Below are 26,098 nucleotides of genomic sequence, written 5' to 3' on the forward strand. Positions count from 1 at the left end.
TCAGCAGGCGTGCTCGGACATAAAAACACTACCCGTTACGACAAGGAATGCACTTATGAATCATCAACCGGAAATACGAAACCTGCCGTTCAAAGAAGGCACTTACGAAATTGATCGCTACTTGTTTGCAGAGGGTGCATCCAGTTATGGCTGCTGGGTGCAGGGTATGACAGTCGAAGGTGATGTCAGCTACCTGGGATCCTCATGGAACGTTTTGACACGTCCTATATTTGCTTATCTGGAATACCTCAAGCCACTGGTCAACAAACTCAGTGTTGAACAAACCTTTAAAGTAACCACCCACCAGGGTATGAGCAAAAGCTACGCGACCGCCGTCTCGAAAACCTACGGCGCCGGGATAAAGCTGGGGGCGATCAAACTGGGGGCGGATATCACCGAGGCAAGTGTCTATGGCGAGGCATTTTCAGAGTCCAGCACTGACGAGTGTTCATTGGCGGTTCCCGCTCGAGAGACGAACTATGTATATCAAGTCAATATGGTATATGCGCACAAGATGCTGGCAGGCGGCAAACTGAAACGGGCGGCGGATGACAATCTCGTCGATCTGGTCGTCGATGATTATGACCGCGTAGTACGGCAAGACCTGGTCTTTCTCACTTCGTTTGCCACCCAGAAGATTGTCATGTTACCCAGCGCCGATTCCATCAATCCTTTCAGCTGGGAGCAGATCAAAAAGGCGGTCCTGTTTGAAGGCTACCAACACTATGGCGAGCAAGGTGATATCGGTTTCTGGGGCTTCTGACTAACCCAAACTGATGGTCAACAACCCATCACGCCTGATATCCGGGCGTGACGGGCCAGGCTCTCAGAAACTGTCGGTAGTACTGAAGCTGCCACCACCGCTGCTGCTGGAGGTGGAGAAGTCACTGGAGCTTGAGCTTGAGCTCGAACTGCTGGAGCCGGAGCTCGACCAGCTGAATGACGAAGAGCTGCTCGACGAAGAACTGCGCGGCACCAGGCGTCGGCCACTTTGCAGCACGGTTTCCAGGGCGTGCAGGCTGAGGTCGCGGGTCATGAAGTCGGCCAGCAGGCGCTCGATGCTCAAGGTCGTGTTGTAGGTGTAGTCGCTGTCCCGGTAATAGTCGGTGCGCAGCGCCCGCTCCAGTTCCTTGGCTCGCTCATAATCGCGCAGGGCGCGGTCATGCTGGGCGCGCAGCTCTGGCAGGCGGTCCTGGACGTCACGCAGGCGCGGGTACAGTTCCTTGAGCTGGGCGGCGATCTTGTCGTCGTTGCTGTCCGGGGTCTTTTGTACTTCGACCAGCAGTTGCTCGATGGTTTGCGCCTGCAGGCGCTCGGTGATGTTCTGGCGGATGCGCAGGTAATGCGGGTCCTGCTTGCCGGCAAAATTGGCCAGTCGCAGGTGCTGCTCGTTGGCCCGGGCCTTGGCGGCGACGATGTGCTTGTTCAGGGTAACGTCTTCATGGCTCAGCGGGTCCATCCCTGCCGCTGTACGGGCCTGGGCAAGGCGCTGGTCGACAGCCTTCTGCAGCCCGGCAATCAGGCTCAGGCGCTCGCCTTGCATTTCTTCGTTGCGGGTCTGCATGGCCCGCAGGATCAGCTCGTTGTTGCGGTTGCCGGCAAAGTTGACGCGCTTGGCCAGCTTGTTGTCGAGCCAGCGGTGCAGAAAGTTGTGGCGGTACTGCTCAGTGCCATAGTCGCGCTTGAGCAGGTGGTAGTAGATCGGGTTGGCGCTGTACGTCGGCAGCTTGTCGACGCACTCCTGGCGGATCTCCTGGTAGCCGGTATTCACTTCACTGTTGGCCTCTTGCGCGGCCAGCAACTGCACGCCCAGCTCGCACCAGTCAGGTTCGAGTGCCAGTTGCTCCTTGACCTGACGATCGATGCTTTCAATGCGGCTGCGCACCTGGTGCTGGGCGGCCAGCGACTCGGCGATATCCGTTTCGACCCGGGCAAGTTCGGCGCGCGATTGCGCTTCGGCGTCCTGGCGTGCCTGCAGTTGCTGCAGGGTGTCCTGATCGAGGGCCGGGCGATGTTCGAGCTTGAGTGTGGCGATGTTGCTCAGGCGGGTAAGAATGTCCTGTTCCAGGCGCGCTTCCTGACTGCTCAGGGCCGACAGCAACTGTTCGGCGCTACGCAGCACGGCCTCGCAACTGCGAGCGTTCTGCGCCACGGTGCCGGTGAGGGTAGAAGGGGTCATGTGTTCACCAGTCCATGATCATGTCAGGGTGGCCCGTGGTGCGCTGGTTGAAGCGCAGGGTCAGCGAGTTGGCAGCCTTGCTGCCCATCAGCCGGTCGTCGACGTGGCCATCGTCGAGCTTGTCGACTTTGACCTTGAGGTATTCGGCCTGACTGACACGCACGGCGAACAGGTGGGTCCAGCGCTGTTCACCGGTTTCGGCGCTGGTAACCGGCACTTCAGCGCGGATGCCGCCAGCGTCGGTGGCCTCGACCACCAGGAACCAGCTCTTGCCCTTGTCGGTTTCCTCGCCGCGGTTGCAGCCGGCAGGGTCGTAGCATCGTTCGACCCCGGACTTGATCCCGGTGCGGTCGACGATCTGCACAGTCAATGGCACGGCGGCAAAGTCGAGCATCTGCTTGAGGTGCTCGAGCTGATAACGGGCCTGGGGGACGTTCTGCTCATGCAGGGTATTGTTGGCTTGTGCCAGCAACGCTTGCAGTTGCGCGCGGTCACCGGCGGCCAGCGGCATCGCTTGCAGGCGCTGCTGCAACTGATCGCGCAGGGTGCTCTGTTCCAGCCAGTAAGTGATGCGATAGATCTCTTGATTCAGTTTGGCGACTTGCTGGCCGGCCACTTTGAGCGTAGCGCTATCGGTAACCTGCAACAGTTGCCGGTCCGCCGATTCGGCAAGCTCCTTGAGCTCGGGGAACGGCTTCAGGCCTTCGAGGTAGGCCGGTATAGCCAGGAGCCTGGTCAGGTTATCGCGCTGCTCGTAGATGCCCTCTACCGTGGTAAACGCCGAGCGGGCCGAAGAAACGGCCTTGGCGGCCTGCTCGATCTGCGCCTCATGCTTGCTGACCAGGGCTTTGACGCTGTCGCGGTTGGTCTTGTTGACGAACTGCGGTACATCGCTGGCAAAGTTCTGCTCCAGCGGCGGCAAGGTTTGCCGGACCTGATCGAGAATGCGGCTGACAGCGGCATCGGGCTGGGCCAGCGCCTTTTGCTGCCACTGCTTGAGCTGCTCGTGCTTGAGCTGGATGTCAGCGCGCACGTCTTCATCATGGCGGCGCAGGTCGTTGGCGCTGTTTTCGATTTCGACGGTAATGCCGCTGTCATGGACAATACGTGTGCACTGGGTGATCAGCGCTGCGGCGATGAACGCCAGGACCAGCTTGAACAGTTGGCTGCGCGCCATCGACGCCTTGCTCAGCAGCTTTTGCCGCCAGCTCAGCGGTGGGGCCTCGAACATCAGGCGGCGGGCGAAGAAGTCACGCACGCCTTGCTCGATCAACGCCTCATCGAAGGCGATGTTGTGGCTTTGGTAATAGGTTCGGATGCGCGCCGCGACTTCGGCGCGGCGCTTGGGTAGGTTCAGGTGTTCCTGAACGTGCATTTGCTGATGGCGCAACTCGTCGACGAACGCCATCGCTCCGAGCTGTTCGGAGAGTGGAATGCTACTCATCAGGCCGCCTTGCTGAGCAGCGCGGCAAATTTACGCTTGGAGTCCTCGACCGCGGCAGCAATGTCACGCGATGCGTTGCTCGACTCGGCCCGATAGGTTTCGGTCAGGCTGTGCATATCGTTCTGGAACGACAGCGTGGCATCGGCCAGGGCGCGTACCGAGTCGACCTTGATGGTCGAGCCGTAGCTGGCCTTGACCGCCGCTTCGAGTTGCTGGTTGCCGGTAGTGCCCAGGGCCTCGAGGCCCTTGCTGATGCCATCGGTGGTGGCATTGAGGGTATGAGTGGCTTCGGCCAGGCCGCTGTTGGCAGTAAACGAAACCGCAAGGCCGGTGAGCACAACCTCATTGGTCGAGAAGAACGAGACCATACGCTGGTACTGGCGCTCCTTGATCACATGCACCTGGTTGATGCGGGCGAAGACCATCTCGGCAGTGTTGTAGCCGACCTTGAGGTCATCGGCGATATCCTTGACGATTTGATAGCGCTTGTCTTCGTCCTGCAGGGCGCGAACGGCTTCGTCGCGGCGCAGCTCGAGGGCCGAGCGCTGGGCAGGCTCGGCGGACTCGGCAGCGGCGACCTGCTGGTTGGCCTGGTCCAGTTCCGCGGTACGCTGTTGCAGGGTCTGGCCTGCAATCACCAGCACCTGCTGGGCCTCCACCTCGGCGGCTTTCATGGCCATGCGAAAGTCCATGTAGGACTCGAGAATCACCGTCTCGCGGCTGATCTGGTCGTTGGCCGACTTGCACACTTGCAGGTAATTGTGGCGAATGTCGTTGAAGCGGCTGGGGATCGAGCCACGGCGTACATTCATCCACGCCAGTTTGAGTTTTTCCATGCTGTCCAGGCGCCCGTCGTCCATCCAGCCGGCCATGGCGGCGGCGTCTTCACGGATCGAGGTAAAGCTCTGGGTGATGTCCATGAAGCGGGTGGAAATGTCCATGCCCTCGATCTGCTCGCGGACCATGCTGTTGAAGGCGGTGGCTTGCTGCAGCACGGCGGCGATCGAGGTGACCTTGCTGCTGTCGTACTGCGCAACGCGGTCGAGCAGCACCAGTACGGGAGCGTCCTGGACGGGGCGCAAGAGGTTGATGCCGATGGTGCGCAGGTTGCTCAGCGCGCGTTCAAGATAGTTGCTCATCGAGTGTCCTTACTAATGTCTGCAGTCTGAGAGGGGCGGAGTCTTGCGGCGAGTATACCGGTGCTCAAAACGGGTGGAGTTCGATGGTGCGCAGGTCCTGGCTTGGCTCGGCCTGACGTGGCATGTCCTTGCCCGGATCAGCAGCCGGTGGCTCGGTCTGTACCATTGCGGGTGGCTGGGCTTGCTGGGCGCGGGGTGAGCCCTGAGGTGCTGGCGAGTGAGTCGTTTCGACAGGTGCGGTGATGGTTGTCACGGGGCTGGTTTCGGGCGCGGCAGCCTGCTTGCTCTTGATGTCCTGGGCAATCACAAAGGCAAAGAACGTCAGCAGTAGCAGAGCGCCGAGCAGCACGGGTATCAGCCAACCCAGGTCTGCACCGCGCCTTGCTGCGGGTCGGTTGAGCGTATCGCGAAGGAGTAGCAGCCGGGTCAGCAGTTTGCCGAACCCGCCCAGTTTTGGAGGTGCGAAGGCCAGGCGTTGGGAAAAGAATTCACGCACGCCTTGCTCGACCAGCGCGTCATTGAAGGCAATGCCATGGGTCTGGTAGTAGTCACGGATACCGACAGCGATTTCGTCGCGGCGTCTGGGCAGGTCGAGGCACTCCTGCACTTGCAATTGCTGATGGCGCAGGCGGTCGACCACGGCCATGGCACCCAGTTTTTCCGAGAGCGGTACGTTTATCATCAGCTTGCGCTGCTCATCTGTCGAGCCTTGGCATGCAGCTCTTCATTGCGTGCCTGCATGGCAAGCAACAACAATTCGTTCTCGCGATTGGCCTGGTAGTTGATGCGTTTGGCGAGCAAACCGTCCAGCCAGCGCTGGAAAAAATTGTAGGCGTATCCCTCGGTGCCGTAGCCGCGGTTACGCAGGAACACGTAGGCCTGACTGGCGTTGAAGGCGTTCAGCTTGTCACGGCATTCCTGACGGATCTCTGCGTAGTTTTGCGCAGCTTGGGTGTCCGCCGGATGTATGCCTTGCTCGCGTGGATCTGGCGAAAGGGCTTCAGGGAAGAAAGTCATAACGTATGCCGATCCAACATCCTGTCGAGTTCTGCGTGAGGTGCAGGGCGCTAGTATACCGAGGGATGAAAAGAAAATACCTGCCTCTGTTGATCTGTTGAAGGGGGGCAGGCATTTTCAGGCTTAGCGGCCAGCCGGCAGAAGCGCAGTGAAATGGCAGAAAAAATTCTACGGTCAAATTAATCCCGCAAGTTCAAAAAGGGCCGAGGCGAGAAGCGCCACCAAAACCAGGTGTGCCAGCGACCTGCGGGCCATCAGAATTCGCGCCAGCAGCTTTTCATGCCAGGCAAGGTCGGGCGCTTCGAACTCAAGGCGCCGGGCAAAAAAGTCGTGCACACCTTGTTCGACCAGTTCGTCATCGCACTGGATCCCCTGCTGCAGGTAATGGGTCCTGATCCGCTCTGCGACCTCGGCCTGGCGGCGTGGCAGATCAAGGTGTTCCTTTAGTTGCAGTTGTTGGTGGCGCATCTCGTCGACGAGCGCCATGGCGCCCAGATGCTCGGAAATCAAAGGCTTCTTCATCGTCGGATCCTGCGTGGCAGGCCCCATTCATCGAGTTCTTCAGGCGGGGCGAGCCACTCTTCTTCAGGAGGGGCGCGCCACTGATCATTCACTGGCGTTGAACGGTCACGCTTATTTCTGTGTGAGGCTGGCCGGGTCGCCCTGGCGCGCGGGCGTGCGAACAGCTTCATCAGGTCGTCCAGGGCAAGGTTGCCTTTCATGTAGCTTGCGAGCATCTGCGGATAGTCTTGCGTGTCGATGCAAATGGCATGCAGGTCATAATTGTAGGTGCAGGCACAGAAGTTGTGACAGCGGCATGAGCATGCGTCGCTGCAGGAAGCGTTGCAATGACAATCAGCCTGTTGGCAGTGACAATCGCACTGCTGCTCGCAACTTTGTTCAGCGAACAGGCTGGCGCGCAGGGTGTGTTCGAGCTGGGCCGCAAGGTGATGGGTTTGGCGTGCCTGCTGCCGGTCTTCTTCCAGGCTGCGCAGATGCAGGAAGTGGTCTCTGAGCGCCTGCCTTTGCCGGGAAGTCCAGTGGTAGTCGGAGGGCGAAAACTTGCCTACCTGTTCGAGCACAGCCTCCAGATCGCGATAATGCAGTTGATAGGTGAGCCATTTGTAGATATCCAGCGCTCGTGAGTCTTTGAATTCGCTGAACTCATCCAGTAGACAGTCAATCTCGAGGACACGCTCCTTGGCCATGACAACGTGCTTGGCCAAAAGACTTCTTTTAACGTGCAAGGCCTCCAGGCCCGATTGGCGCTGCGCAACACGCGACTGTTCGAGTATCTGTTGTTCCAGGGAGGCGATCAGCCCAGTGCGCTCCGCTTGCTCGTTGTCGATGTGTGCACGCATGGCCAGGAGGATTTGTTCATTGCCACGGTTCTGCAGGTAACCGACCTTTTTCGCCAACCATCCATCGAGCGCGCGAAGCACCGGAAAACTATGGTACTGAGAGGTGCCGAACTGGCGTTTTCGCAAAAAGCTGTAAACAGGGCTGCTATCGAACACAGGTAGCTTGGTTGTGCACTCTTCGAGGATTGCCCCGTAGTGAGCGGCCACGGATTGCCGGGCTTGTTTAGCTAGCTGCAGTTGTTGCGACAGGCTTATGGACTCAGGCGCATTTGACAGCTCAACGCGGACCTTTTGCTCGAGCACCTCGCGTTGTTTATGCAAACTCCGCAATGCATGTAGCGACTGCACTACATCTTGCTGCGCCTGTTTCTGTTGCAGGCGTAAACGTGCGTGCTCCATTTGCCGTTCGCGCAACGCCTGACGAACCTCGAACTCCGGCGCTGGGTCATCCTTGAGCCGTGCTGAAGGCGTGCAGCGCAGACCCGCAATGATGTCTTGCTCCAGTAGCACCTGGAATTCCTGGGCGTCGACGAGAGCCTGCTCGGCGTTACCAAGAATCTCTTCGAAGTGCAGGGCGTTGTCTTCCACGGCGGCCATGATAGTGCCGGAGGTCATAGGCTCAGCCTTGTGCGTTTATCTGTCTTCCTTGGGCAGTGTCAGTGACACTTGCAAGCGAGTATACCGATAGTACAGGGCGAAATGATGGCAACTCTCTGGCGCCCCAAAAAAAAGCCCGCCTCGTTGGCCGAGGCGGGCTTATTCAGTACTGGCAGTGGCTTCAGGCCGCCTTGGCCGCCTGCTGGCTCAGCGAACGGTTCAGTGCACTGAACAGTGCCTTGAAGCTCGCGGTGGTGATGTTTTCATCGATACCCACGCCGTGTACCGGACGACCACCGGCTACGCGCAGTTCGATGTAGGCCGCGGCCTTGGCGTTGGTGCCGGCGCCGATGGCGTGCTCGTTGTAGTCCATGATCTCGACGGCGATCGGCAAGCCGGCCACCAGGGCTTCGAGGGCGCCGTTGCCCTTGCCGCGCCAGTGCAGGGTGGTTTCGCCTTCACCGGCAACTTCCACTTCCACCGCGCTGTGGCCGTTCTCTTCTTGCAGGCGATGGCTGACCAGCGCGTACGGCGCGTTGGCTTGCAGGTACTCGCGGTGCAGCAGCGAGTGAATTTGCTGAGCGGTCATCTCCAGGCCCAGGCGGTCGGTTTCACCCTGTACGACCTGGCTGAACTCGATCTGCATGCGCCGTGGCAGGCTGATGCCGTATTCCTGCTCGAGCAGGTAGGTGATACCGCCTTTGCCCGACTGGCTGTTGACGCGAATCACCGCCTCGTAGCTGCGGCCGATGTCGGCCGGGTCGATCGGCAGGTACGGCACTTCCCACTTGGCATCGTCTTTCTGCTGGGTGAAGCCTTTGCGGATGGCGTCCTGGTGCGAGCCGGAGAACGCGGTGTGCACCAGGTCGCCCACGTACGGATGACGCGGGTGCACGGGGATCTGGTTGCACTCCTCGACCACTTTGCGCACGCCGTCGATGTCGGAGAAATCCAGCTCAGGGTCGATGCCCTGGGTGTAGAGGTTCAACGCCAGGGTCACCAGGTCGACGTTGCCGGTACGCTCGCCGTTACCGAACAGGCAGCCTTCGACACGGTCGGCGCCGGCCATCAGGCCCAGCTCGGTGGCGGCGACGCCAGTGCCACGGTCGTTGTGGGTGTGCAGGCTGATGATCACGCTGTCGCGGCGGTTGACGTTGCGGCCGAACCACTCGATCTGGTCGGCATAGATGTTCGGCGTCGAGACTTCGACGGTAGCCGGCAGGTTGAGGATGATCTTGTGCTCAGGGGTCGGGTTCCACACCTCGATCACGGCATCGCAGACTTCCTTGGCGAACTCAAGCTCGGTGGCGCTGAAAGTCTCCGGCGAGTACTGGAAGGTCCACTGGGTTTGTGGCTGCTGGGCGGCATATTTGACGAACAGTTTCGCCGCGTTCACCGCGATGTCCTTGACGCCTTGCTTGTCCTGGTTGAAGACAATGCGGCGGAACGACGGGCTGGTGGCGTTGTACAGGTGAACGATGGCTTTTTTCGCCCCGCGCAGCGATTCGAAGGTGCGCGCGATCAGGTCTTCACGGGCCTGGGTCAGCACCTGGATGGTGGTGTCGTCCGGGATGTGGCCGTCTTCGATCAGGGTGCGAACAAAGTCGAAGTCGGTTTGCGAAGCAGATGGGAACGAGGCTTCGATTTCTTTCACGCCAACGCTGACCAGGGTCTTCCAGAAGCGCAGTTTCTTTGCCGCATCCATGGGCTCGATCAACGACTGGTTGCCATCGCGCAGGTCCGAGCTGCACCAGATCGGCGCCTGGGTGATGGTCTTCGAAGGCCAGGTGCGGTCCGGCAAGTTCACGGTCGCGAAGGCGCTGTATTTTTTCGAAGGGTCTTTGAGCATGGTCATGAAAGCAATCCTTGAATGTGCGGCCTTGAAAGGGGCCCGCCGAACGAAAACGAGATGAAAAGGCGAGGCGACGCGATTCAGCTTGGTAGTCGTGCACTGACCAGGCAGAGGCTGCGGTGTTGACGAAGCAGGATGAGGGTCTGAAAGGTTTTCATGGCTTCAACCCTAACCAGTGGGGTTAAAGATGGCAAGCCTTGCGAGAAAATTGAGAGAAATGCTTAAAAAATGCGAATTGTCGAGTTTTTATGGCGCTACATGAATGAAAAGACCGCGCCAGTTGCGCGGTCTTTTTGAATGGCGCAAGCCAGACATCAGGGCTGGAAGGCGCCGATGAAGATCGCCGGATCGACCCGCGCATCGTTGAGGCTGACGTTCCAGTGCATATGCGGTCCGGTAGCGCGTCCGGTCGAGCCGACACGGCCCACCACGGCGCCGCGACTCAGTTGCTGGCCGGGCTTCACGTCGATCTTCGACATGTGGCAGAACATGCTGATAAAGCCCTGGCCATGGTCGACAAACACGGTGTTGCCGTTGAAGAAGTAATTGCCGATCAGGATTACCTTGCCATTGGCCGGGGTCTTGATCGGCGTGCCGGCGGGTACGGCGAAATCCAGGCCGGCATGCGGGTTGCGTTCTTCGCCATTGAAGAAGCGGCGCACGCCGAACTTGCTCGACAGCGGGCCGTTGACCGGCTTGTCGAGGATCAGGTTGCTCGGCAGGGTGGGGCTGAAGCTGCGGTAGGCCTTGATCTGCTCGGCCAGCTCGGCGTCGATGCGCTTGAGGTCGGCAGGGTCGGGGTTGACCTGGCGTTTGTTCTTCAAGGTGATGCGCTGTTCCGGGTACTTCTTGCTGCCCACGTTGAAGCTCAGGGTGCGGCTGCCCAGGGTGAGCTGCGCGGTGCCGGGCTTTTGCGTCAGAGGTAGGCCGACGATGGCCAGCCAGGTGTCCTGTTCCCTGACCACCAGCACCGGCTTGCCATCGAAGCGGGCGCCGGGTGCCGTGGCGGCCGGGCCCAGGTCGACGACGGCGACGCCGCCGGGTACCGGCTTGTTCAGTTGGCGGGTGATGTAGCTGGCCTGGGCGCTGCTGGCGAACACCAGGCACAGCAGCAACAGCGGGGTAAATAGACGCGGCATGGTTCAGTCCAGTAAAGAGAGCGTGACCGGGGTCAGGTGGTTGTCTTCGACCCGCACCTGCAGTTCGCCCTCGCCCAGGCGAGCGGTCAGGCGCTGGCCGTTGTGGGTCTGGGCAGCGTTGCGGATGGCCTGGCCGCGCTCGTCGAGCAAGATGCTGTAGCCACGGCCCAGGGTCGCCAGGGGGCTGACCACGTGCAGGGTCTGGACCTGCGCCTGCAGGCGCTGGCGGCGGTCCTTGAGGGTCTCGCGCATGGCCCGTGGCAGGCGTTCGGCGAGGCTGTCAAGACGTTGCTTGAGCAGGGCCAGGGTACGCCCGGGGTGTTGCGCGGCCAGGCGCGTGTCCAGGCGTGCGAGGCGTTCGCGGCGCTGGTTCAGACGTTGCTCGAAAGCGCGGCGCAGGCGCATGTCCAGGTCGTCCAGGCGCTGGGCCTGCTGGCGCAGGCGCTCGCCCGGGTGGCGCAGGCGCCGGGTCAGGCTGTCCAGGCGCAGGCGGTCGTGCATCAGGCGGCTCTGGATGCGTAGCAGCAGGCGGCGCTTGAGGCTGTCGATGCGCCGTTGCAGGTCGCTGCTGTCCGGGGCCAGCAGCTCGGCGGCGGCAGACGGCGTCGGGGCGCGCACGTCAGCGACAAAGTCGCTGATCGAGACATCGGTTTCATGGCCGACGGCGCTGACGATCGGCGTCTGGCAGGCGGCGATGGCGCGGGCCACGGCTTCTTCGTTGAAGCACCAGAGGTCTTCCAGCGAGCCGCCGCCGCGGGCCAGGATCAGCGCGTCGAAGCCGCGGCTGTCGGCCAGTTGCAGGGCGCGGACGATCTGGTTGATGGCTTCGCGGCCCTGCACGGCGGTGGGGATCAGGGTCAGCTCGACCTGCGGCGCGCGGCGGCGGAACACACTGATGATGTCACGGATCACCGCGCCGGTAGGCGAGCTGACGATGCCGATGCGCTGCGGGTGAGCGGGCAGGGCGCGTTTGGATTCGGCACTGAACAGGCCCTCGGCGCCGAGCTTTTCCTTCAGCGCTTCGAAAGCCAGGCGCAGGGCCCCGTCGCCGGCTGGCTCGACGGTGTCGAGGATCAGTTGATAGTCGCCACGGCCCTCGAACAGCGAGACCTTGCCGCGCACCTTGACCGCCAGGCCATCGCGCAGGGCCTGGCGGACCCTTGCGGCGTTCTGGCGGAACAATGCACAGCGCACCTGGGCACCGCTGTCCTTGAGGGTGAAGTAGACATGACCGGAGGCCGGGCGGGCGAGGTTGGAGATCTCGCCTTCGACCCAGACATTGCGGAACACGTCTTCCAGCAGCACCCGGGCGCGGCCGTTGAGTTGGCTGACGGTCAGGACTTCGCGGTCCAGGCCGAGTCTTTCGAAGGGGTCTTTGATCATGGGCTGCATCATAAAGGATTGTGGCGCTGGGGTGGCAGTGGCTCGGCGGTGTCTTCATCGCTGGCAAGGCCAGCTCCCACGGGAGCTGTGTACTCCGGCCCATTGTGGGAGCCGGCCTTGCCGGCGATGGGCTGCGCAGCAGCCCCCATATGCAGGATGAACTGCTCAACCAAAGCCCCGGCATCGCGCCGATAGGCCAGGGCCACCGTACTGCGGCAACCCTCATCGGCCAGGGCAATGAAACGCAGCGAAGCCGGGGCAATCTCCTCCATGCACTGCGGCAACAACGCCACCCCAAAACCTGCCTGGATCAACTGCAGCTGAGTGGTCTTGCGCGACACCACGCGCGCCGATTGCGGAAAGAACCCTGCACCCATGCACAATTCGGCAGACAGGTAGCTCAAACCGCCACGCTGGCGATGGGGGATGGAGATAAAAGGCTCGTCACGCAGCTGCGCCAGGCAAACGCTGCTTTCTTCAGCCAATGGATGACCCTCGGCGACCGCCAGCAACAAGGGTTCTTCGAACAATGGCCGGATACAAAGCCCTTCGTGCTGACGCAACACCGGCAAGCGCAGCAGGCCGAGCTCCAGGCGACCCTCGGCCAGTTCCTCAAGCTGCGCCTCGGACGACTGCTGGGCGATTTCCATGGATACGCCCGGGTTGTCATTCAGATAGCCACTGAGACGCGCGAGCAACTGCCCGGTCAGGGGCACCGTGCTGGAATGACTAAGGCGCAGGCTGCCACGCACGCCCTGGCCAACCTCACGGGCCAGACGTTCGGCTTTTTCCAGGTCCACCAGCAAGGTCCGTGCTCGTGGCAAAAAAGCCTGGCCCGCAGCGGTGAGGCGCGGCTGGCGGGCGGTGCGCTCAAACAGCAAGGTGTCGAGTTGCGACTCCAGCTCCTTGACCTGCCGGCTCAAGGCCGACTGGGCAATGAACAGGCGTTGGGCGGCCGCACTGAAGCTGCCGCTTTCGGCAATTTCGACAAAGTAACGCAACTGACGGGTAGAGATCATCGCTGCTATGCCGTTTCAAGATGGCTTGTAAGGTAATTGCATATTAGTCGGCATGGCTTGCGGCTGGCAAAAGTTTCCACACCTCCTCTGGTGAAGACCGCCATGCTCTCGACCCTGTTTGCCCAATTGCCGTTTACCACCCTTGACTGGCTGCCAATCCTGCTGGGTATTGGCGCCGCCTATATCGTCTTCGGCATCGCCGGCTTCGGCACGGCGTTGGTGGCCGGCCCGGTGCTGATCAACTTCATGCCGTTGTCGCGGATCATTCCGTTGCTGGTACTGCTGGATTTTGTCGCCGCCTTCGGCAACTGGCTGCCGGCGCGCAAGGCGGTGGCGCGCGCGGAACTGATGCGCCTGCTACCGTGCATGGCGCTGGGCTGCACCCTCGGCGTGGTGTTCCTGCTCAACCTCAAGTCCGACGTGTTGCTGCTGTTGATGGGGCTGTTTATCAGCGCCTATGCCCTCTACAGCCTGGCGGTGAAGGTCAAGCCGGCGCAGCTGTCGGCGGCCTGGTCGGTGCCGATGGGCACGGCGGGTGGCCTGTTCGGCGCGCTGTTCGGCAGCGGCGGCTTTCTCTATGCCCTCTACCTCAATGCCCGGCTGCCCTCCAAAGAGCAGGTGCGGGCCACCCAGAGCGCGCTGATCAGTTGCAGCACCGTGGTACGCCTGAGCCTGTTCCTGATTGCCGGCGTGTATGCCGACCTGCCGCTGTTGCTGCTGGCCCTGTGCCTGGCGCCGATGATGCTGGCCGGTGTGTACCTGGGCCGGCGCCTGACCCTGAACATGTCGCGCGAGAGCTTCGTGCGCCTGGTCACCTGGCTGGTGCTGGCCAGCGGCATTGCCCTGATCGGCCGTTACCTGAGTGAGGTAAACTGGCATCTTTGAACCTGTTTGGCCGCTGTGATGACAAACCAGAGCATTATTGTCCCGAAGATTTCCACCGTACCCGTCCATGAGGCCCGCGCCCGGGCGACCCTGCGCTGGCTGGTGCGCGAAAAAGTCATCGAGGAGCAACTGAGCACCTGTGGCAGCACCGGCAACCGCATGGCTTATGCCATCGCCGAGGGCGCGCGCAAGGTGGTCGAGCGGCCCGAACTGCTGCCATTCGGGCAGCCGGTCAACGGCCTCGAAGTGATTACCAAGCGCTGCATCTATACCCCCACCGAGGGCTTTCTCGAAGAAGCCGGCTGCGCCGAGTGCCGCAAGGAAGTCGGCGTGGCGCTGTTCGAGAGCCTGGAAGACTGGATGCCCGGGCGCACGGAAAACTTCGTCTGCCCGCTGTGCGGTCATGAAGATGACATCAACGGCTTTCTGTTCCTGCAGCCCTGTGCGTTTTCCAACCTCGGTTTCATCTTCAATAACTGGAGCGCGGCGGGGTTCAAGCAGGGTTTTCTGGATAACTTCGCCGATTGGCTGGACCAGCCGGTGGCCGTGGTGCAGGTAAGCCGCGAAGGTAACTGACCGAAGGCCCATCTTTGCATTGAGCGAAGGGCACTGGATGAGTATAATGGCGCGCTTCCATTTTTCCCGCCCGGGAGCCCCCGCGATGCTGCGTATCAGCCAAGAAGCCCTGACCTTCGACGACATTCTCCTAGTGCCTGGTTATTCAGAGGTGCTACCCAATGAAGTCAGTCTCAAGACCCGTTTGACCCGTGGCATCGAGCTGAATATTCCGTTGGTTTCCGCCGCCATGGATACCGTGACCGAAGCCCGCCTGGCCATTGCCATGGCCCAGGAAGGCGGCATCGGTATCATCCACAAGAACATGACCATCGAGCAGCAGGCTGCCGAAGTGCGCAAGGTCAAGAAGTTCGAGGCGGGCGTGGTCAAGGACCCGATCACCATCGAGGCTGATGCCACGGTCCGTGACCTGTTCGAGCTGACCCGGCTGAACAACATCTCCGGCGTTCCGGTGCTGCACAATGGCGACCTGGTCGGCATCGTCACTTCCCGCGACGTACGCTTTGAAAACCGTCTGGATGCCACCGTCCGTGAAGTGATGACGCCTAAAGAGCGCCTGGTCACGGTCAAGGAAGGCGCCGACAAGAACGAAGCCCGTGAGCTGCTGCACAAGCACCGCATCGAGCGCGTACTGATCGTCGACGACAAATTTGCCCTCAAGGGCATGATGACCGTCAACGACATCGAAAAAGCCAAGGCCTACCCGCTGGCCAGCAAGGACGACCAGGGTCGCCTGCGCGTCGGTGCCGCGGTCGGTACCGGCAAGGACACCGGTGATCGCGTGTCGGCACTGGTTGCCGCCGGCGTTGACGTGGTGGTGGTCGACACCGCCCACGGTCACTCCAAAGGCGTGATCGATCGCGTTCGCTGGGTAAAAGAGAACTTCCCGCAGGTTCAGGTCATCGGCGGCAACATCGCCACCGGCGCTGCTGCCAAGGCCCTGGCCGAAGCCGGCGCTGACGCGGTCAAGGTCGGTATCGGTCCTGGCTCGATCTGCACCACCCGTATCGTCGCCGGTGTCGGCGTGCCGCAGATCAGCGCCATCGCCAATGTTGCCGCTGCCCTCGAAGGCACGGGCATCCCGCTGATCGCCGATGGCGGTATCCGCTTCTCCGGTGACCTGTCCAAGGCCATCGTTGCCGGTGCCTCGGCAGTGATGATGGGGTCGATGTTCGCCGGTACCGAAGAGGCTCCGGGCGAGATCGAGCTGTTCCAGGGCCGTTCCTACAAGGCTTACCGCGGCATGGGCTCGCTGGGCGCCATGTCCCAGGCCCAGGGTTCTTCCGACCGTTACTTCCAGGACTCCTCGGCCGGTGCCGAGAAGCTGGTACCGGAAGGTATCGAAGGCCGTGTGCCGTACAAAGGCACCCTGACCGCGATCATCCACCAGCTGATGGGCGGCCTGCGTTCCTCGATGGGTTACACCGGCAGCGCCAACATCGAAGAAATGCGCACCAAGCCAGAATTTGTGCGCATCACCGGTGCCGGCATGGCCGAGTCCCACGTGCATGACGTTCAAATCACCAAAGAAGCGCCAAACTATCGGGTCGGCTAACGCCTCCAGCGGCAAGTGACAAGCTTCTAGCTCCAAGCGGTAGTTGCTCTGCAGCGGCTACCGCGTAATTCCCGAACAACTTGCAGCTTGCGGCTTGAAGCTTGCAGCTGCATCAGAGATTGAGTCATGGCCCTCGACATTCACGCTCACCGCATCCTGATCCTCGACTTCGGTTCCCAGTACACCCAGCTGATCGCCCGCCGCGTGCGCGAAATCGGTGTGTACTGCGAACTGCACCCGTTCGACATGGACGATGAAGCGATTCGCGAATTCGCCCCGCGCGGCATCATCCTCGCCGGCGGCCCCGAGTCCGTGCACGAAGCCAACAGCCCACGCGCGCCACAGGCGGTCTGGGACCTGGGCGTACCGGTATTCGGTATCTGCTACGGCATGCAGACCATGGCCGAACAGCTGGGCGGCAAGGTTGAAGGCTCCGAGCTGCGTGAGTTCGGTTATGCCCGCGTCGATGTAGTCGGCAAGAGCCGCCTGCTCGACGGCATCGAAGACCACGTTGACGCCGATGGCGTGTTTGGCCTGGACGTATGGATGAGCCACGGTGACAAGGTCACCCGCATCCCGGAAGAATTCCACATCCTGGCCAGCACCCCGAGCTGCCCGATCGCCGGCATGGCCGACGACACCCGTGGCTACTACGGCGTGCAGTTCCACCCGGAAGTGACCCACACCAAGCAGGGCGGTCGTATCCTCTCGCGCTTCATCCTCGACATCTGCGGTTGCGAAGCGCTGTGGACCCCGTCGCACATCGCTGAAGACGCCATTGCCCAGATCCGCGCCCAGGTCGGCACCGATAACGTCCTGCTCGGCCTGTCCGGCGGCGTTGATTCCTCGGTGGTCGCAGCGCTGCTGCACAAGGCCATCGGCGACCAGCTCACCTGCGTATTCGTCGACAACGGCCTGCTGCGCCTGCACGAAGGCGAGCAGGTAATGGCCATGTTCGCCGAGAACATGGGCGTCAAGGTAATCCGCGCCAACGCCGAAGAGCAGTTCCTCGGCAACCTGGCCGGCGAAGCCGACCCCGAGAAGAAGCGCAAGATCATCGGCCGCACCTTCATCGACGTGTTCGATGCCGAGTCGAGCAAGCTGCACAACATCAAGTACCTGGCCCAGGGCACCATTTACCCGGACGTGATCGAGTCGGCTGGCGCCAAGAGCGGCAAGGCCCACGTGATCAAGTCGCACCACAACGTCGGTGGCCTGCCGGAAGAGATGAACCTCAAGCTGGTCGAGCCGCTGCGCGAGCTGTTCAAGGACGAGGTCCGTCGCCTTGGCCTGGAGTTGGGCCTGCCGTACGACATGGTCTACCGTCACCCGTTCCCAGGCCCGGGCCTGGGTGTGCGCATCCTCGGCGAAGTGAAGAAGGAGTACGCCGACCTGCTGCGTCGCGCCGACCACATCTTCATCGAAGAGCTGCGCAAGGCCGACTGGTACCACAAGGTCAGCCAGGCCTTCGTGGTGTTCCAGCCGGTGAAATCGGTGGGCGTGGTCGGTGACGGCCGTCGTTACGCCTGGGTCGTGGCCCTGCGTGCGGTCGAGACCATCGACTTCATGACCGCCCGTTGGGCGCACCTGCCTTACGAGCTGCTGGAAACCGTCAGCGGCCGGATCATCAACGAGATCGAAGGCATCTCCCGCGTCACCTACGACGTGTCGAGCAAGCCGCCAGCGACCATCGAGTGGGAATGATCCCGCTGCGTGAACCGCTGTAGCGCGTGAAGCAAACGCCCCGACATGTCGGGGCGTTTGTTTTTTCAGGCCTCGGTCAGCCCTATGAGCTTGAGCGCCGCGGCCAGTTCGCGCAGGTCGTTGAAGCGCCGCTTGTGGACGCTCCGCCAGGAGGGTCGGTCGATTGAGACATGGTCCTCGGTAACGCGAATAACGGTGCGTACGATCGAACGGTTGTTGCTGCGATGGAACAGCAGGGTTTGGTCGCCCTGGCGTTCGATCAGGAACATACCGGTCCGCGGCAGGCGAGCTTCGTGGGTAGCCACTACATCAGCAGGCCAGGAGCCCGTAGTTACCATTCGCAAGACCAGGTCGTTCTTGACGAAGCGTGGTGGCTCGCTTTTGGACAGCTCGCCAAACCTGCCTTCATCGACAAACAGGCCGACGGTGGTTCCTGCTTCGGCATCGGCTACCCGCAGGCCAATGGCCTTGTTCAGCTCGCTGAGCCCTGGCACCTGTTCGAAGGTATTGGCGTGGGACTCTCCTACCAGCGCAATCCAGCGCCCCGGGCTTTGCTGTTCTACAGCACTGATGATTGAAGTGGCATAGCGATTCATCATTTCGATGCGCAGGGTGCCCTCCGGATCCACCAGGCCCGTCTGACGGTAGCTGGCCATGCAGTCGATGGCCTGGATGCGCAGGTGGTTGCGCTGCGCAGCCTTGACCAGGTTGAGAAAAGTGAACTGGCCTGACGGATCGGTTCCGAACCCGCGATCAAGGCTTTCCAGGTATTTGCTCAAACTCTTGGGCATTTTCCCTGTGCGCATGAAAGTATCCAGGTCGGCCTGATGGAAGTCGGTCAGTAAATGCTCCATGTACAGCGTGCGGACTTTTTGCTTGGCAAGTAGCTCCATGTTCTCGATCAGGAACTTCTTGCTCGCAATCGAGCTGTGACGCTCGCCAATCACCAGCCCCTCGGCGCGCTGAAAAACCTCCTGGATAATTGACTTGGGCGTGCTGCTTGCCGGGAGCGATGGGATCTCTACCCGGGGCGGCACCTGTACCGTACCAAGGTACGTGCGGCTTTCCTCTGCCAACTGCTCGCGTATCCGGATGAAAGATCTGCCCGCTGCGTTGAGCTCGGGATCATTCATGACGACGTAGCCTTCGAGCAACTTATCGCCTGGCTTGCTGGCGGCGCTTTGCAGTTTTGCGCGTAGTTCGACGGGTACTTCGTAGGGCGACGGGGGCAGAACGACGGGTGCTTGCGCTGCCGAGCTCGAGCCCCAGGGATGTTTGCTCCAGAACTTGCCGCCGCCTTGCAGGCCAGGCTTGGGCAGCAGTTCCCACTGGCCATTGGCGTTGAGCCTCACGGGTTGACTGCGGTAGAACGCGTACGGGTTCTGTTCATCGATGATCACCCAGGTTTTCATTTCACCAACGTAGCGAACTGCATAAGGATCACCGTTGAGGGTGATGTAGGTCTGCCCATCGAGCAGATATGTGCCGCGCAGGTTGCCTTCCAGTTGCAGGCTTTGCCCATCGACAATGACATTGGCGAGTGGTCGCTCCAAGGGCAGATCAAGCATCTCTGGCAGGGGACGGGATTCACTGGCGAAGGCTGGTCGAGGTGTGCGTATGCCGCTGGCACTGCGCTCGGCTTCAAGTGGGTCGGCTATTTCAGCGACTTCGCCGGCTGCGCTGGCACCCAATACGAGGGTGGCATCGAAAGCGGCACTGACGGCGCTGATGATCGCGCCAGTAACACCGGCCTTGCGTTCTGCCGTGGTGTCGCCGTTGACCGCCTGGTCGATGTTCAGCCCCAGGCTGGCCAGGTCCGCGCCGACCACCGCCAAAGCCACTGGCCAGCACACTGCACCGATGACACCAAAGGTGTTGGTAAAGGCATTGAGGTAACCGATCCACATCTGCTTGCGCAGTTCGGTGTTCGAGCGCAGTGCCGTATCAGCGTCGGCATACATGCGTTCGCGGGCCTGGTCTCGCAGGTAGCTGAACAGATCTGCGCTGATTGGCCGGTCGAGCTGGTTGATCAACGAATGGTCACCATGACCGTAACTGGTGACTAACAGTTCGATAAGGTTGTTCAGGCCGACACCCGAGCCCCGTGGCGGATGGGCCGACAATGGAAAATGCGATTCGAAGCGGGCGAGGCTGACCAAGTCGGTACAGGCCTGTTGCAGCACCCAGATGTGCAGGTCGTTGTTGGTTTCGAAGCTGTGCAGGCTGGTTGTTTCCCCGGGCACATAGACAAACTGATGACCTTCAGGGGAGACAATACGCACGATGTCGCTTGCCAGGTAACCGCCAATGTCGAAGGTCCGCAAGCTCCAGCCCTGCGCCGCCTGCACCTCATCAGCCAATTGCTTGCGGGTGATCGGTGCACGCAAGTCGCCCGCCACTGCCTTGAAGATCGCCTGGCAGTGCTGCGGGTACAGTGCACCGCTTTGGTAGTCCTCATACGCCTTGGCGAGGAAGTTGACCTTTGCCATCAGACGAAAATCATCGGCATGGGCTTGCCAGAAGGTATCAAGCCTGTGTTTGAACAGCGTGCTGAAGTCGATGTGCCAGAGTTCGTTGAGCACATCCTGGCCCAGCATGCGTATTTCATTGGTTTCGTTGAAAACCGGGCTGTGCGGCCCGGCCCGGTAAAAGCCGCTGTTTTGTTGCAGAAGATCGCTGTTGTCCTGGTCGTGGCTGTTGAAACGGCGCATGACCAACTGCGGCAAAGTCATCGATTCAATCGGTGGGCCGTAATGCTCCCAGCCGGTGAAACTTCGTGTACTGCTTACCGCGCCATCGAAGCGGTGCCAGTAGATTGAGTCTGGTTCCGGGGTCTTTTCGGTGAATTTGAGTAACAGGTTTCGGGCAACCTCGCGGGCCATTTCCCACATATCCGGGCATTTAGTCACCAGCGTGCTGGCGATCGTGTCGAGCGCTTGCTTCTGAGCTTGGCTGGAGGCCAGGGAATCGGCATGAACATTTAATTGATAAGGCATGTGCATCTCCTTGTAGGCGAATGCCCATTGAGAAAGTCTGCGTCATACCTGTTGTCATAGTTATTTGTTGTTACGACGAAACAGATATTCCTGACGTCTTTCTAAGCCGTTTCGCTGTTTAGCTGATGACTGACGGGGATACTTATTTAGGACTGATGGCAACGACGCATGACCCAGGCTGAGGGGTTCTTACGCAAAGGAACTCATGTCATGGAACATTCGCAGTCTGTTGATCAGTCCAACCTGCACCTGGAGGCGGCGCGTGCATCGCTGCGCCAGCTTGCCGAAACGGTGTTCGCCGCCTTTCCAGACCTGCATGCCAGCGCTCGCGCTGCGGCGATGCAACTGCTAGTCACACAAACCAACCAGCACGGGGATCCGGACAAGATCTACTGGAATCGTTTTTCCCACGCCGCCAGCAGCAACCGCAGCTACACCGGCTGGGAGCACTATGGAACGCCTGATCAGTCTTGGACCTTGACTGAATTAGTCATGCGCCGCTTTCGCGTCAGTGACCAGGACAACGCCGACCTTCTGCAGTTGTACGGCGGCTTCTATACCGAGGGGCCAGAGGCGCAGCGTTTCGATGAAAGCAATGAAGTGCGTCTGGATCCGCAAAAGGTCCTCAACGCCCTGTGGCAGATGGACTTTGGCGCAGGATTCCAGCGTCGGCGCAAGGCGTTCTGGGTCGAGCACGGTGAGCACGTGCGATCCCTCAGCAAGCTCACTTACCTCGCGCAAGCGTTGCAGGCTGGCCTGGGCGGGCAACTGAACGAGCAGCAGCTGCAACTGGTGTTCGACGCTGTCGGCTTCGACAGCGGTGTCGCAACGCGTCTGCAGCATATTGAACAGCTCCAGCAACCTGCCGCCGGCATTCGGCTTGCGACCTTGAGCCTGGCTGGGCAAGCATCATCGGCGCTGGTTTGGTTGCAGGGGCCGGGGGCGCAGCATGTGCTCTATATGCCCGGTGCTGTGCCGTCGTTCCATCCTTTCGGTAGCCAGCGGGAACTGGTCGAATGGCTGTTTGGCTGGCTGCAGGTGGCCGCCAGCCGTGAGCAATTGTTGGCTTATTTCTCCAGCGATCCGCAACAGGTGCAGAGGCTGCGTGATCAACTCGCCTCTTGGGCGCAAGGCTCGGTTGAGGCATTTGCTGCCCAGGTGCGACCCGCACCGATCAACGGCGAGGTCTTCACCTGGATGCGCGATAACGCCAGGCAACATATGGAGGCTGAAACCGATGCTGCCTTGCGTACCAATGCCGAGCTGCGCCTGCAGTTGTGGGTAGGCTACCTCGGGGTGGCGCGCCGCTTGCTTGGCTATGTGGCGCCGGCGGGGTGGCCGCTGGCACTTCTGGCGGTGGCAGTTGGCAGCGCCAGCCTGGGGGTGAACATCGCACAGGCCGTTGATGGCGATAGTCCCGAGGAGCGCAAAGCGGGCTTGCTCGGGGCGATCCTGGCCGGGGTCGATGTGCTGCTCAACCTGCCGTTCCTGATACCCCTGGGGCGCGATGTTGGCCAGTTGCTGCGCGAGCGTGAAGGGAATGAAATCATCGACGTGGCGCCGGCGCAAAGCGGCGCCGGGCGGGGCGTCAGTACGCTTGCCGATGGTGGCCAGTACGTGGAAATGGACGGGGTGCCGTACCGGGTGCGCTTTGACAAGGCCATAGGCGCCTGGCTGATTGTGCCGGAAGATAACCCCTTTGCCTTCAATGGCATCCCGATTCGTCTTGACGAGCAGGGCCAGTGGGCAGTGCTCGAATCTGCCTGTCTGCGCGGCGGCGGTCAGTGCCTGGGTGGGTTGACCCCCGAGCAGCCAGCTGGGGTGGCGGACTACTCGCCCTTTGTCGCCAGCCCCGGCAGTTACGAGGTGCCCGAAAGTGCCCGTCCCGCGGTGCGAGAGCTGATCAGTGCCGGCAACCGCCGGGCAATCGGCGGTGATTATTATGATCCTGCCTCGCCGCTGATGCAGGTGCGCGACAGCCTTGAACAGATACGCCAGCGCTTGCGAACCGATGCCAGCAACTTCTTTGTCCACGTGATGCTGCCCAGGCTCAGGGTGAATGCCCCAGTGGCAACGGTCAGCCCGCAACGTGCGTTCATGCAGTTGCTCGATGAGCATGCCGGCGTGGTGCTCGGTGAGTCGCATGCCTCGATTGCCAGCAAGCGCTGGCTCATGGAAAACCTCAATCCGATGTACGCCAAAGGGGTGCGCACCCTTTACCTCGAGCACCTGATGACTGACCTGCACCAGGCTGATCTCGAGGTGTTTCACCGCAGCGGGCGCATGAGCGTCGAGCTCAGGCGCTACCTGCAGCGGCTGGACACCGGCCATGCCACCGACCCTGGCGGGCGCTACAGCTTTCTCGAACTGGTAAGGAAAACCCGCGCCAGCGGTATCCGCGTACAGGCCGTGGATTGTGTCGCCAGCTATCAACTGGAGGGGCTGACCGTGGAACAGCCGGGCAACCCCTTGCGGCAAAAAGTCATGAACTACCATGCCAATCAGGTTATTTCTGCCAGGCAAGCTGAACACCCTGCAGATAAATGGGTGGCCCTGGTCGGCAATACCCACAGCAACCTGTACAAACGCGTCCCGGGGCTGGCCGAGTTGCAGGGTGTCCCCGGCCTGCGCGTGGTCGATGCCGGGCCGGGGCAGGCCAGCGGCATCACCCTGGATCCGGGTGAGTACTTCCTGCCAAGCATGGGCAACCCTGACGGTATCGTTCAGGGGGATTTGCGCCTGGCGCTGCAAACCCTGGAGCGGCCGGCGGTGTTTCTCGATCCGGCTACAGCGCCACCGGGGGTAATCCGCCCAGGAGGCTGACCTGGTCCTGCGGCAACTCTTCACTTAATCTTTCTCAATTGCAGGTGTATCGTATTCGCCCTTCATCGCCGGTACCTTGGCACTTTGCCGCCAGGTGCCGGCATGTTGTTCCTGCGATGTGAGGTACCTGCGGCATGTCCTTTACCCGGCGACAAATTCTCGGTGGCCTGAGCGGCCTGGTGGCGATTGGCCTGGGCGCCGGTGGTGCGTCCCGTTACTGGCTGGGGCGTACCGATCCGAATGCCGGGCATGACTACGAGCTGATCGCCGCGCCGCTGGATGTCGAGCTGGTCTGCGGGTTCAAGACACAAGCCTGGGCGTTCGGCCCGTCGGCGCCGGGTACCGAGTTGCGGGTGCGCCAGGGCGAATGGCTGCGGGTACGCTTCATCAACCACCTGCCAGTGGCCACCACCATCCATTGGCACGGCATCCGCCTGCCGCTGGAAATGGACGGCGTGCCCTACGTATCGCAACTGCCGGTGTTGCCGGGCGAGTATTTCGATTACAAGTTTCGCGTGCCGGATGCCGGCAGCTACTGGTACCACCCGCACGTCAACAGCTCCGAAGAACTCGGCCGCGGCCTGGTCGGCCCGCTGATCGTCGAGGAGCGCGAGCCCACCGGCTTCAAGCACGAACGCACCCTGAGCCTGAAGAACTGGCACGTCGACGAGCAGGGCGCTTACCTGCCCTTCAGCATCCCCCGTGAGGCTGCCCGTGGCGGCACCGCCGGGCGGTTGATCACCATCAACGGCCAGGCCAACGCCGTGGTCGAGATGCCCGCCGGGCAGATCGTGCGGGTGCGCCTGCTCAACCTCGACAATACCCTGACCTATCGCATCAACCTCAAGGGCAACTTCGAGGCGCGGGTCTACGCCCTCGATGGCAACCCCATCGCTCCGCGCCCGCTGGGCAAGGATTACTGGCTGGGCCCGGGCATGCGCATCTGCCTGGCAATCAAGATGCCGCCAGCCGGTGAAGAGCTGTCGCTGCGTGATGGCCCCGTGCGTCTGGGCACCCTGCGTTCGGTGGCCAGCAGCGAAGCCCCCGGTGACTGGCCGCCAGCGTTGCCGGCCAACCCGATCGCCGAGCCGGACCTGGCCAACGCCGAAAAGCTCAACTTCAATTTCGAGTGGGTCGGCTCGGTCTCGGTGAATACCGACAACGGCAAGCCGCCGAGCCTCTGGCAGATCAACGGCAAGGCCTGGGACATCACCGACAAGACCTGTGCCGACCGGCCGATCGCCACGCTGCAAAAGGGCAAGAGCTACATCTTCGAGCTGAAGAACATGACCCAGTACCAGCATCCGATTCACCTGCATGGCATGAGTTTCAAGGTGATCGGCTCGAACAAGCGCAAGATCGAACCGTATTTCACCGACACCTACCTGCTGGGCAAGAACGAGCGCGCACGGGTAGCCCTGGTGGCGGATAACCCGGGTACCTGGATGTTCCACTGCCACGTGATCGATCATATGGAAACCGGCCTGATGGCCGCGATCGAGGTGGCCTGATGCGTCAACCGCAGATCATCGATCGCAGCCGCGACCAGCAATTCATGCGCCTGGCACTGGAGCTGGCGGCGCAAGGCGCGGCCATGGGCGAAGTGCCGGTGGGCGCGGTGTTGGTCCAGCATGGCCAGGTAATTGGCCGTGGCTTCAACTGCCCGATCAGCGGCAGCGACCCCAGTGCCCATGCCGAGATGGTCGCCATCCGCGCCGCCGCCCAGGCCGCGAGCAACTACCGGCTGCCGGGCAGCACCCTGTACGTGACCCTGGAGCCGTGCAGCATGTGCGCCGGACTGATCGTGCACTCACGGATCAACCGTGTGGTGTACGGTGCGCTGGAGCCCAAGGCGGGCGTGGTGCAGAGCCAGGGGCAGTTCTTTACCCAGGGCTTTCTCAACCATCGGGTGTTGTTCGAGGGCGGGGTGCTGGCAGAGGAGTGCGGAGCGATTCTGTCCGAGTTCTTCAAGGCGCGGCGGGCCAAGGCCTGAGCCCGGGGCCGCTTTGCGGCCCATCGCCGGCAAGGCCGGCTCCCACAGGTCCGGCCTATGCAAATCCATTGTAGGAGCCGGCTTTGCCGGCGATGGGGCGCGCAGCGTCCCCCGGTCTCACAACGGCGGTGTCTGCTCGTTCGGCTTGGTCTTGTTCACACCCGGTACATGCAGATTGCTTTCGGCCACCTGGCTGCCTTCAAGCTGCGGCTGGGTCACCCAGGTGAGGATGTCGTAGTAGCGGCGGATGTTGGCGACGAAGTGCACCGGCTCACCACCGTGGGCATAGCCGTAGCGGGTCTCCCGCAGGTCCGGCCTATGCAAATCCATTGTGGGAGCCGGCTTTGCCGGCGATGGGGCGCGCAGCGTCCCCCGGTCTCACAACGGCGGTGTCTGCTCGTTCGGCTTGGTCTTGTTCACACCCGGTACATGCAGA

General features: G+C 61.4%; 19 protein-coding genes and 2 pseudogenes. 8 read left to right on the top strand and 13 right to left on the bottom strand.

Going from position 1 to position 26,098, the window contains the following annotated elements; genetic code table 11:
- Window positions 1–55 precede the first annotated feature (55 nt).
- Window positions 56–763, top strand: coding sequence for a monalysin family beta-barrel pore-forming toxin (locus tag ABIE20_RS04015; RefSeq protein ID WP_429502967.1), 708 nt, complete (start codon window positions 56–58; stop codon window positions 761–763).
- A gap of 63 nt (window positions 764–826) precedes the next feature.
- On the opposite strand, the gene ABIE20_RS04020 is transcribed toward ABIE20_RS04015, so the two are convergent.
- The 11 genes and pseudogenes from ABIE20_RS04020 to ABIE20_RS04070 form a co-directional block, all read right to left on the bottom strand.
- The gene (locus ABIE20_RS04020; RefSeq protein WP_429502969.1) at window positions 827–2,179 is read right to left on the bottom strand and encodes a hypothetical protein; all 1,353 of its coding nucleotides are present in this window, start codon (window positions 2,177–2,179) and stop codon (window positions 827–829) included.
- 4 nt (window positions 2,180–2,183) lie between these two features.
- A complete protein-coding gene (locus ABIE20_RS04025; RefSeq protein ID WP_429502971.1) occupies window positions 2,184–3,623 on the bottom strand; it encodes a DUF6384 family protein in 1,440 nt (479 codons plus the stop codon).
- Window positions 3,623–4,762, bottom strand: a complete 1,140-nt coding sequence (locus tag ABIE20_RS04030) for a merozoite surface protein 3b (RefSeq protein WP_429502972.1) — start codon at window positions 4,760–4,762, stop codon at window positions 3,623–3,625. The genes ABIE20_RS04025 and ABIE20_RS04030 overlap by 1 nt, the downstream gene beginning before the upstream one ends.
- Before the next feature lie 64 nt (window positions 4,763–4,826).
- The gene (locus ABIE20_RS04035) at window positions 4,827–5,444 is read right to left on the bottom strand and encodes a DUF6384 family protein (RefSeq protein ID WP_429502974.1); all 618 of its coding nucleotides are present in this window, start codon (window positions 5,442–5,444) and stop codon (window positions 4,827–4,829) included.
- Window positions 5,444–5,779 (bottom strand): hypothetical protein, encoded by a 336-nt coding sequence (locus tag ABIE20_RS04040; RefSeq protein WP_429502976.1) that lies wholly within the window; start codon window positions 5,777–5,779, stop codon window positions 5,444–5,446. The genes ABIE20_RS04035 and ABIE20_RS04040 overlap by 1 nt, the downstream gene beginning before the upstream one ends.
- A gap of 174 nt (window positions 5,780–5,953) precedes the next feature.
- On the bottom strand, window positions 5,954–6,301 hold the full coding sequence (locus tag ABIE20_RS04045) for a DUF6384 family protein (RefSeq protein ID WP_429502978.1): 348 nt from the start codon (window positions 6,299–6,301) through the stop codon (window positions 5,954–5,956).
- On the bottom strand, window positions 6,298–7,755 hold the full coding sequence (locus tag ABIE20_RS04050; protein WP_429502980.1) for a hypothetical protein: 1,458 nt from the start codon (window positions 7,753–7,755) through the stop codon (window positions 6,298–6,300). The genes ABIE20_RS04045 and ABIE20_RS04050 overlap by 4 nt, the downstream gene beginning before the upstream one ends.
- Window positions 7,756–7,918: 163 nt before the next feature.
- Complete coding sequence (gene leuA / locus ABIE20_RS04055) at window positions 7,919–9,592, bottom strand: 2-isopropylmalate synthase (RefSeq protein ID WP_429502982.1); 1,674 nt, start codon at window positions 9,590–9,592, stop codon at window positions 7,919–7,921.
- A gap of 311 nt (window positions 9,593–9,903) precedes the next feature.
- Complete coding sequence (locus tag ABIE20_RS04060) at window positions 9,904–10,728, bottom strand: peptidoglycan DD-metalloendopeptidase family protein (protein ID WP_429502984.1); 825 nt, start codon at window positions 10,726–10,728, stop codon at window positions 9,904–9,906.
- A gap of 3 nt (window positions 10,729–10,731) precedes the next feature.
- The gene (xseA, locus tag ABIE20_RS04065) at window positions 10,732–12,111 is read right to left on the bottom strand and encodes an exodeoxyribonuclease VII large subunit (RefSeq protein WP_429502986.1); all 1,380 of its coding nucleotides are present in this window, start codon (window positions 12,109–12,111) and stop codon (window positions 10,732–10,734) included.
- 146 nt (window positions 12,112–12,257) lie between these two features.
- A pseudogene (locus tag ABIE20_RS04070) lies at window positions 12,258–13,130 on the bottom strand (LysR family transcriptional regulator); the annotation flags it as partial.
- A gap of 114 nt (window positions 13,131–13,244) precedes the next feature.
- On the opposite strand from ABIE20_RS04070, the gene ABIE20_RS04075 reads away from it, so the two are divergent.
- The 4 genes from ABIE20_RS04075 (at window position 13,245) to guaA (ending at window position 17,850) form a co-directional block, all read left to right on the top strand.
- Window positions 13,245–14,015 (top strand): sulfite exporter TauE/SafE family protein, encoded by a 771-nt coding sequence (locus tag ABIE20_RS04075; protein WP_429503024.1) that lies wholly within the window; start codon window positions 13,245–13,247, stop codon window positions 14,013–14,015.
- A gap of 18 nt (window positions 14,016–14,033) precedes the next feature.
- On the top strand, window positions 14,034–14,591 hold the full coding sequence (locus tag ABIE20_RS04080) for a sugar ABC transporter ATPase (RefSeq protein WP_429502988.1): 558 nt from the start codon (window positions 14,034–14,036) through the stop codon (window positions 14,589–14,591).
- 85 nt (window positions 14,592–14,676) lie between these two features.
- The gene (guaB, locus tag ABIE20_RS04085) at window positions 14,677–16,146 is read left to right on the top strand and encodes an IMP dehydrogenase (RefSeq protein ID WP_045196472.1); all 1,470 of its coding nucleotides are present in this window, start codon (window positions 14,677–14,679) and stop codon (window positions 16,144–16,146) included.
- Window positions 16,147–16,272: 126 nt separating this feature from the next.
- On the top strand, window positions 16,273–17,850 hold the full coding sequence (gene guaA / locus ABIE20_RS04090; protein ID WP_429502990.1) for a glutamine-hydrolyzing GMP synthase: 1,578 nt from the start codon (window positions 16,273–16,275) through the stop codon (window positions 17,848–17,850).
- Window positions 17,851–17,915: 65 nt separating this feature from the next.
- On the opposite strand, the gene ABIE20_RS04095 is transcribed toward guaA, so the two are convergent.
- On the bottom strand, window positions 17,916–20,846 hold the full coding sequence (locus tag ABIE20_RS04095; protein WP_429502992.1) for a dermonecrotic toxin domain-containing protein: 2,931 nt from the start codon (window positions 20,844–20,846) through the stop codon (window positions 17,916–17,918).
- A 210-nt stretch (window positions 20,847–21,056) separates the two neighbouring features.
- On the opposite strand from ABIE20_RS04095, the gene ABIE20_RS04100 reads away from it, so the two are divergent.
- The 3 genes from ABIE20_RS04100 to tadA all read left to right on the top strand — a co-directional run bounded on the left by ABIE20_RS04100 (window position 21,057) and on the right by tadA (window position 25,662).
- Complete coding sequence (locus ABIE20_RS04100; RefSeq protein WP_429502994.1) at window positions 21,057–23,669, top strand: membrane-targeted effector domain-containing toxin; 2,613 nt, start codon at window positions 21,057–21,059, stop codon at window positions 23,667–23,669.
- Window positions 23,670–23,803: 134 nt separating this feature from the next.
- Complete coding sequence (locus ABIE20_RS04105; protein WP_429502996.1) at window positions 23,804–25,180, top strand: multicopper oxidase family protein; 1,377 nt, start codon at window positions 23,804–23,806, stop codon at window positions 25,178–25,180.
- A complete protein-coding gene (gene tadA, locus ABIE20_RS04110; RefSeq protein WP_093386979.1) occupies window positions 25,180–25,662 on the top strand; it encodes a tRNA adenosine(34) deaminase TadA in 483 nt (160 codons plus the stop codon). Before ABIE20_RS04105 ends, tadA begins: the two co-directional genes overlap by 1 nt.
- A gap of 117 nt (window positions 25,663–25,779) precedes the next feature.
- On the opposite strand, the pseudogene ABIE20_RS04115 reads toward tadA, so the two are convergent.
- Window positions 25,780–25,965 (bottom strand): annotated as a pseudogene (locus ABIE20_RS04115) (membrane-bound lytic murein transglycosylase MltF); the annotation flags it as partial.
- Between the last annotated feature and the right edge of the window lie 133 nt (window positions 25,966–26,098).

It is taken from the genome of Pseudomonas sp. 2835 (genome assembly GCF_050435905.1).
In the GTDB taxonomy this organism is placed as follows: Bacteria; Pseudomonadota; Gammaproteobacteria; order Pseudomonadales; family Pseudomonadaceae; genus Aquipseudomonas.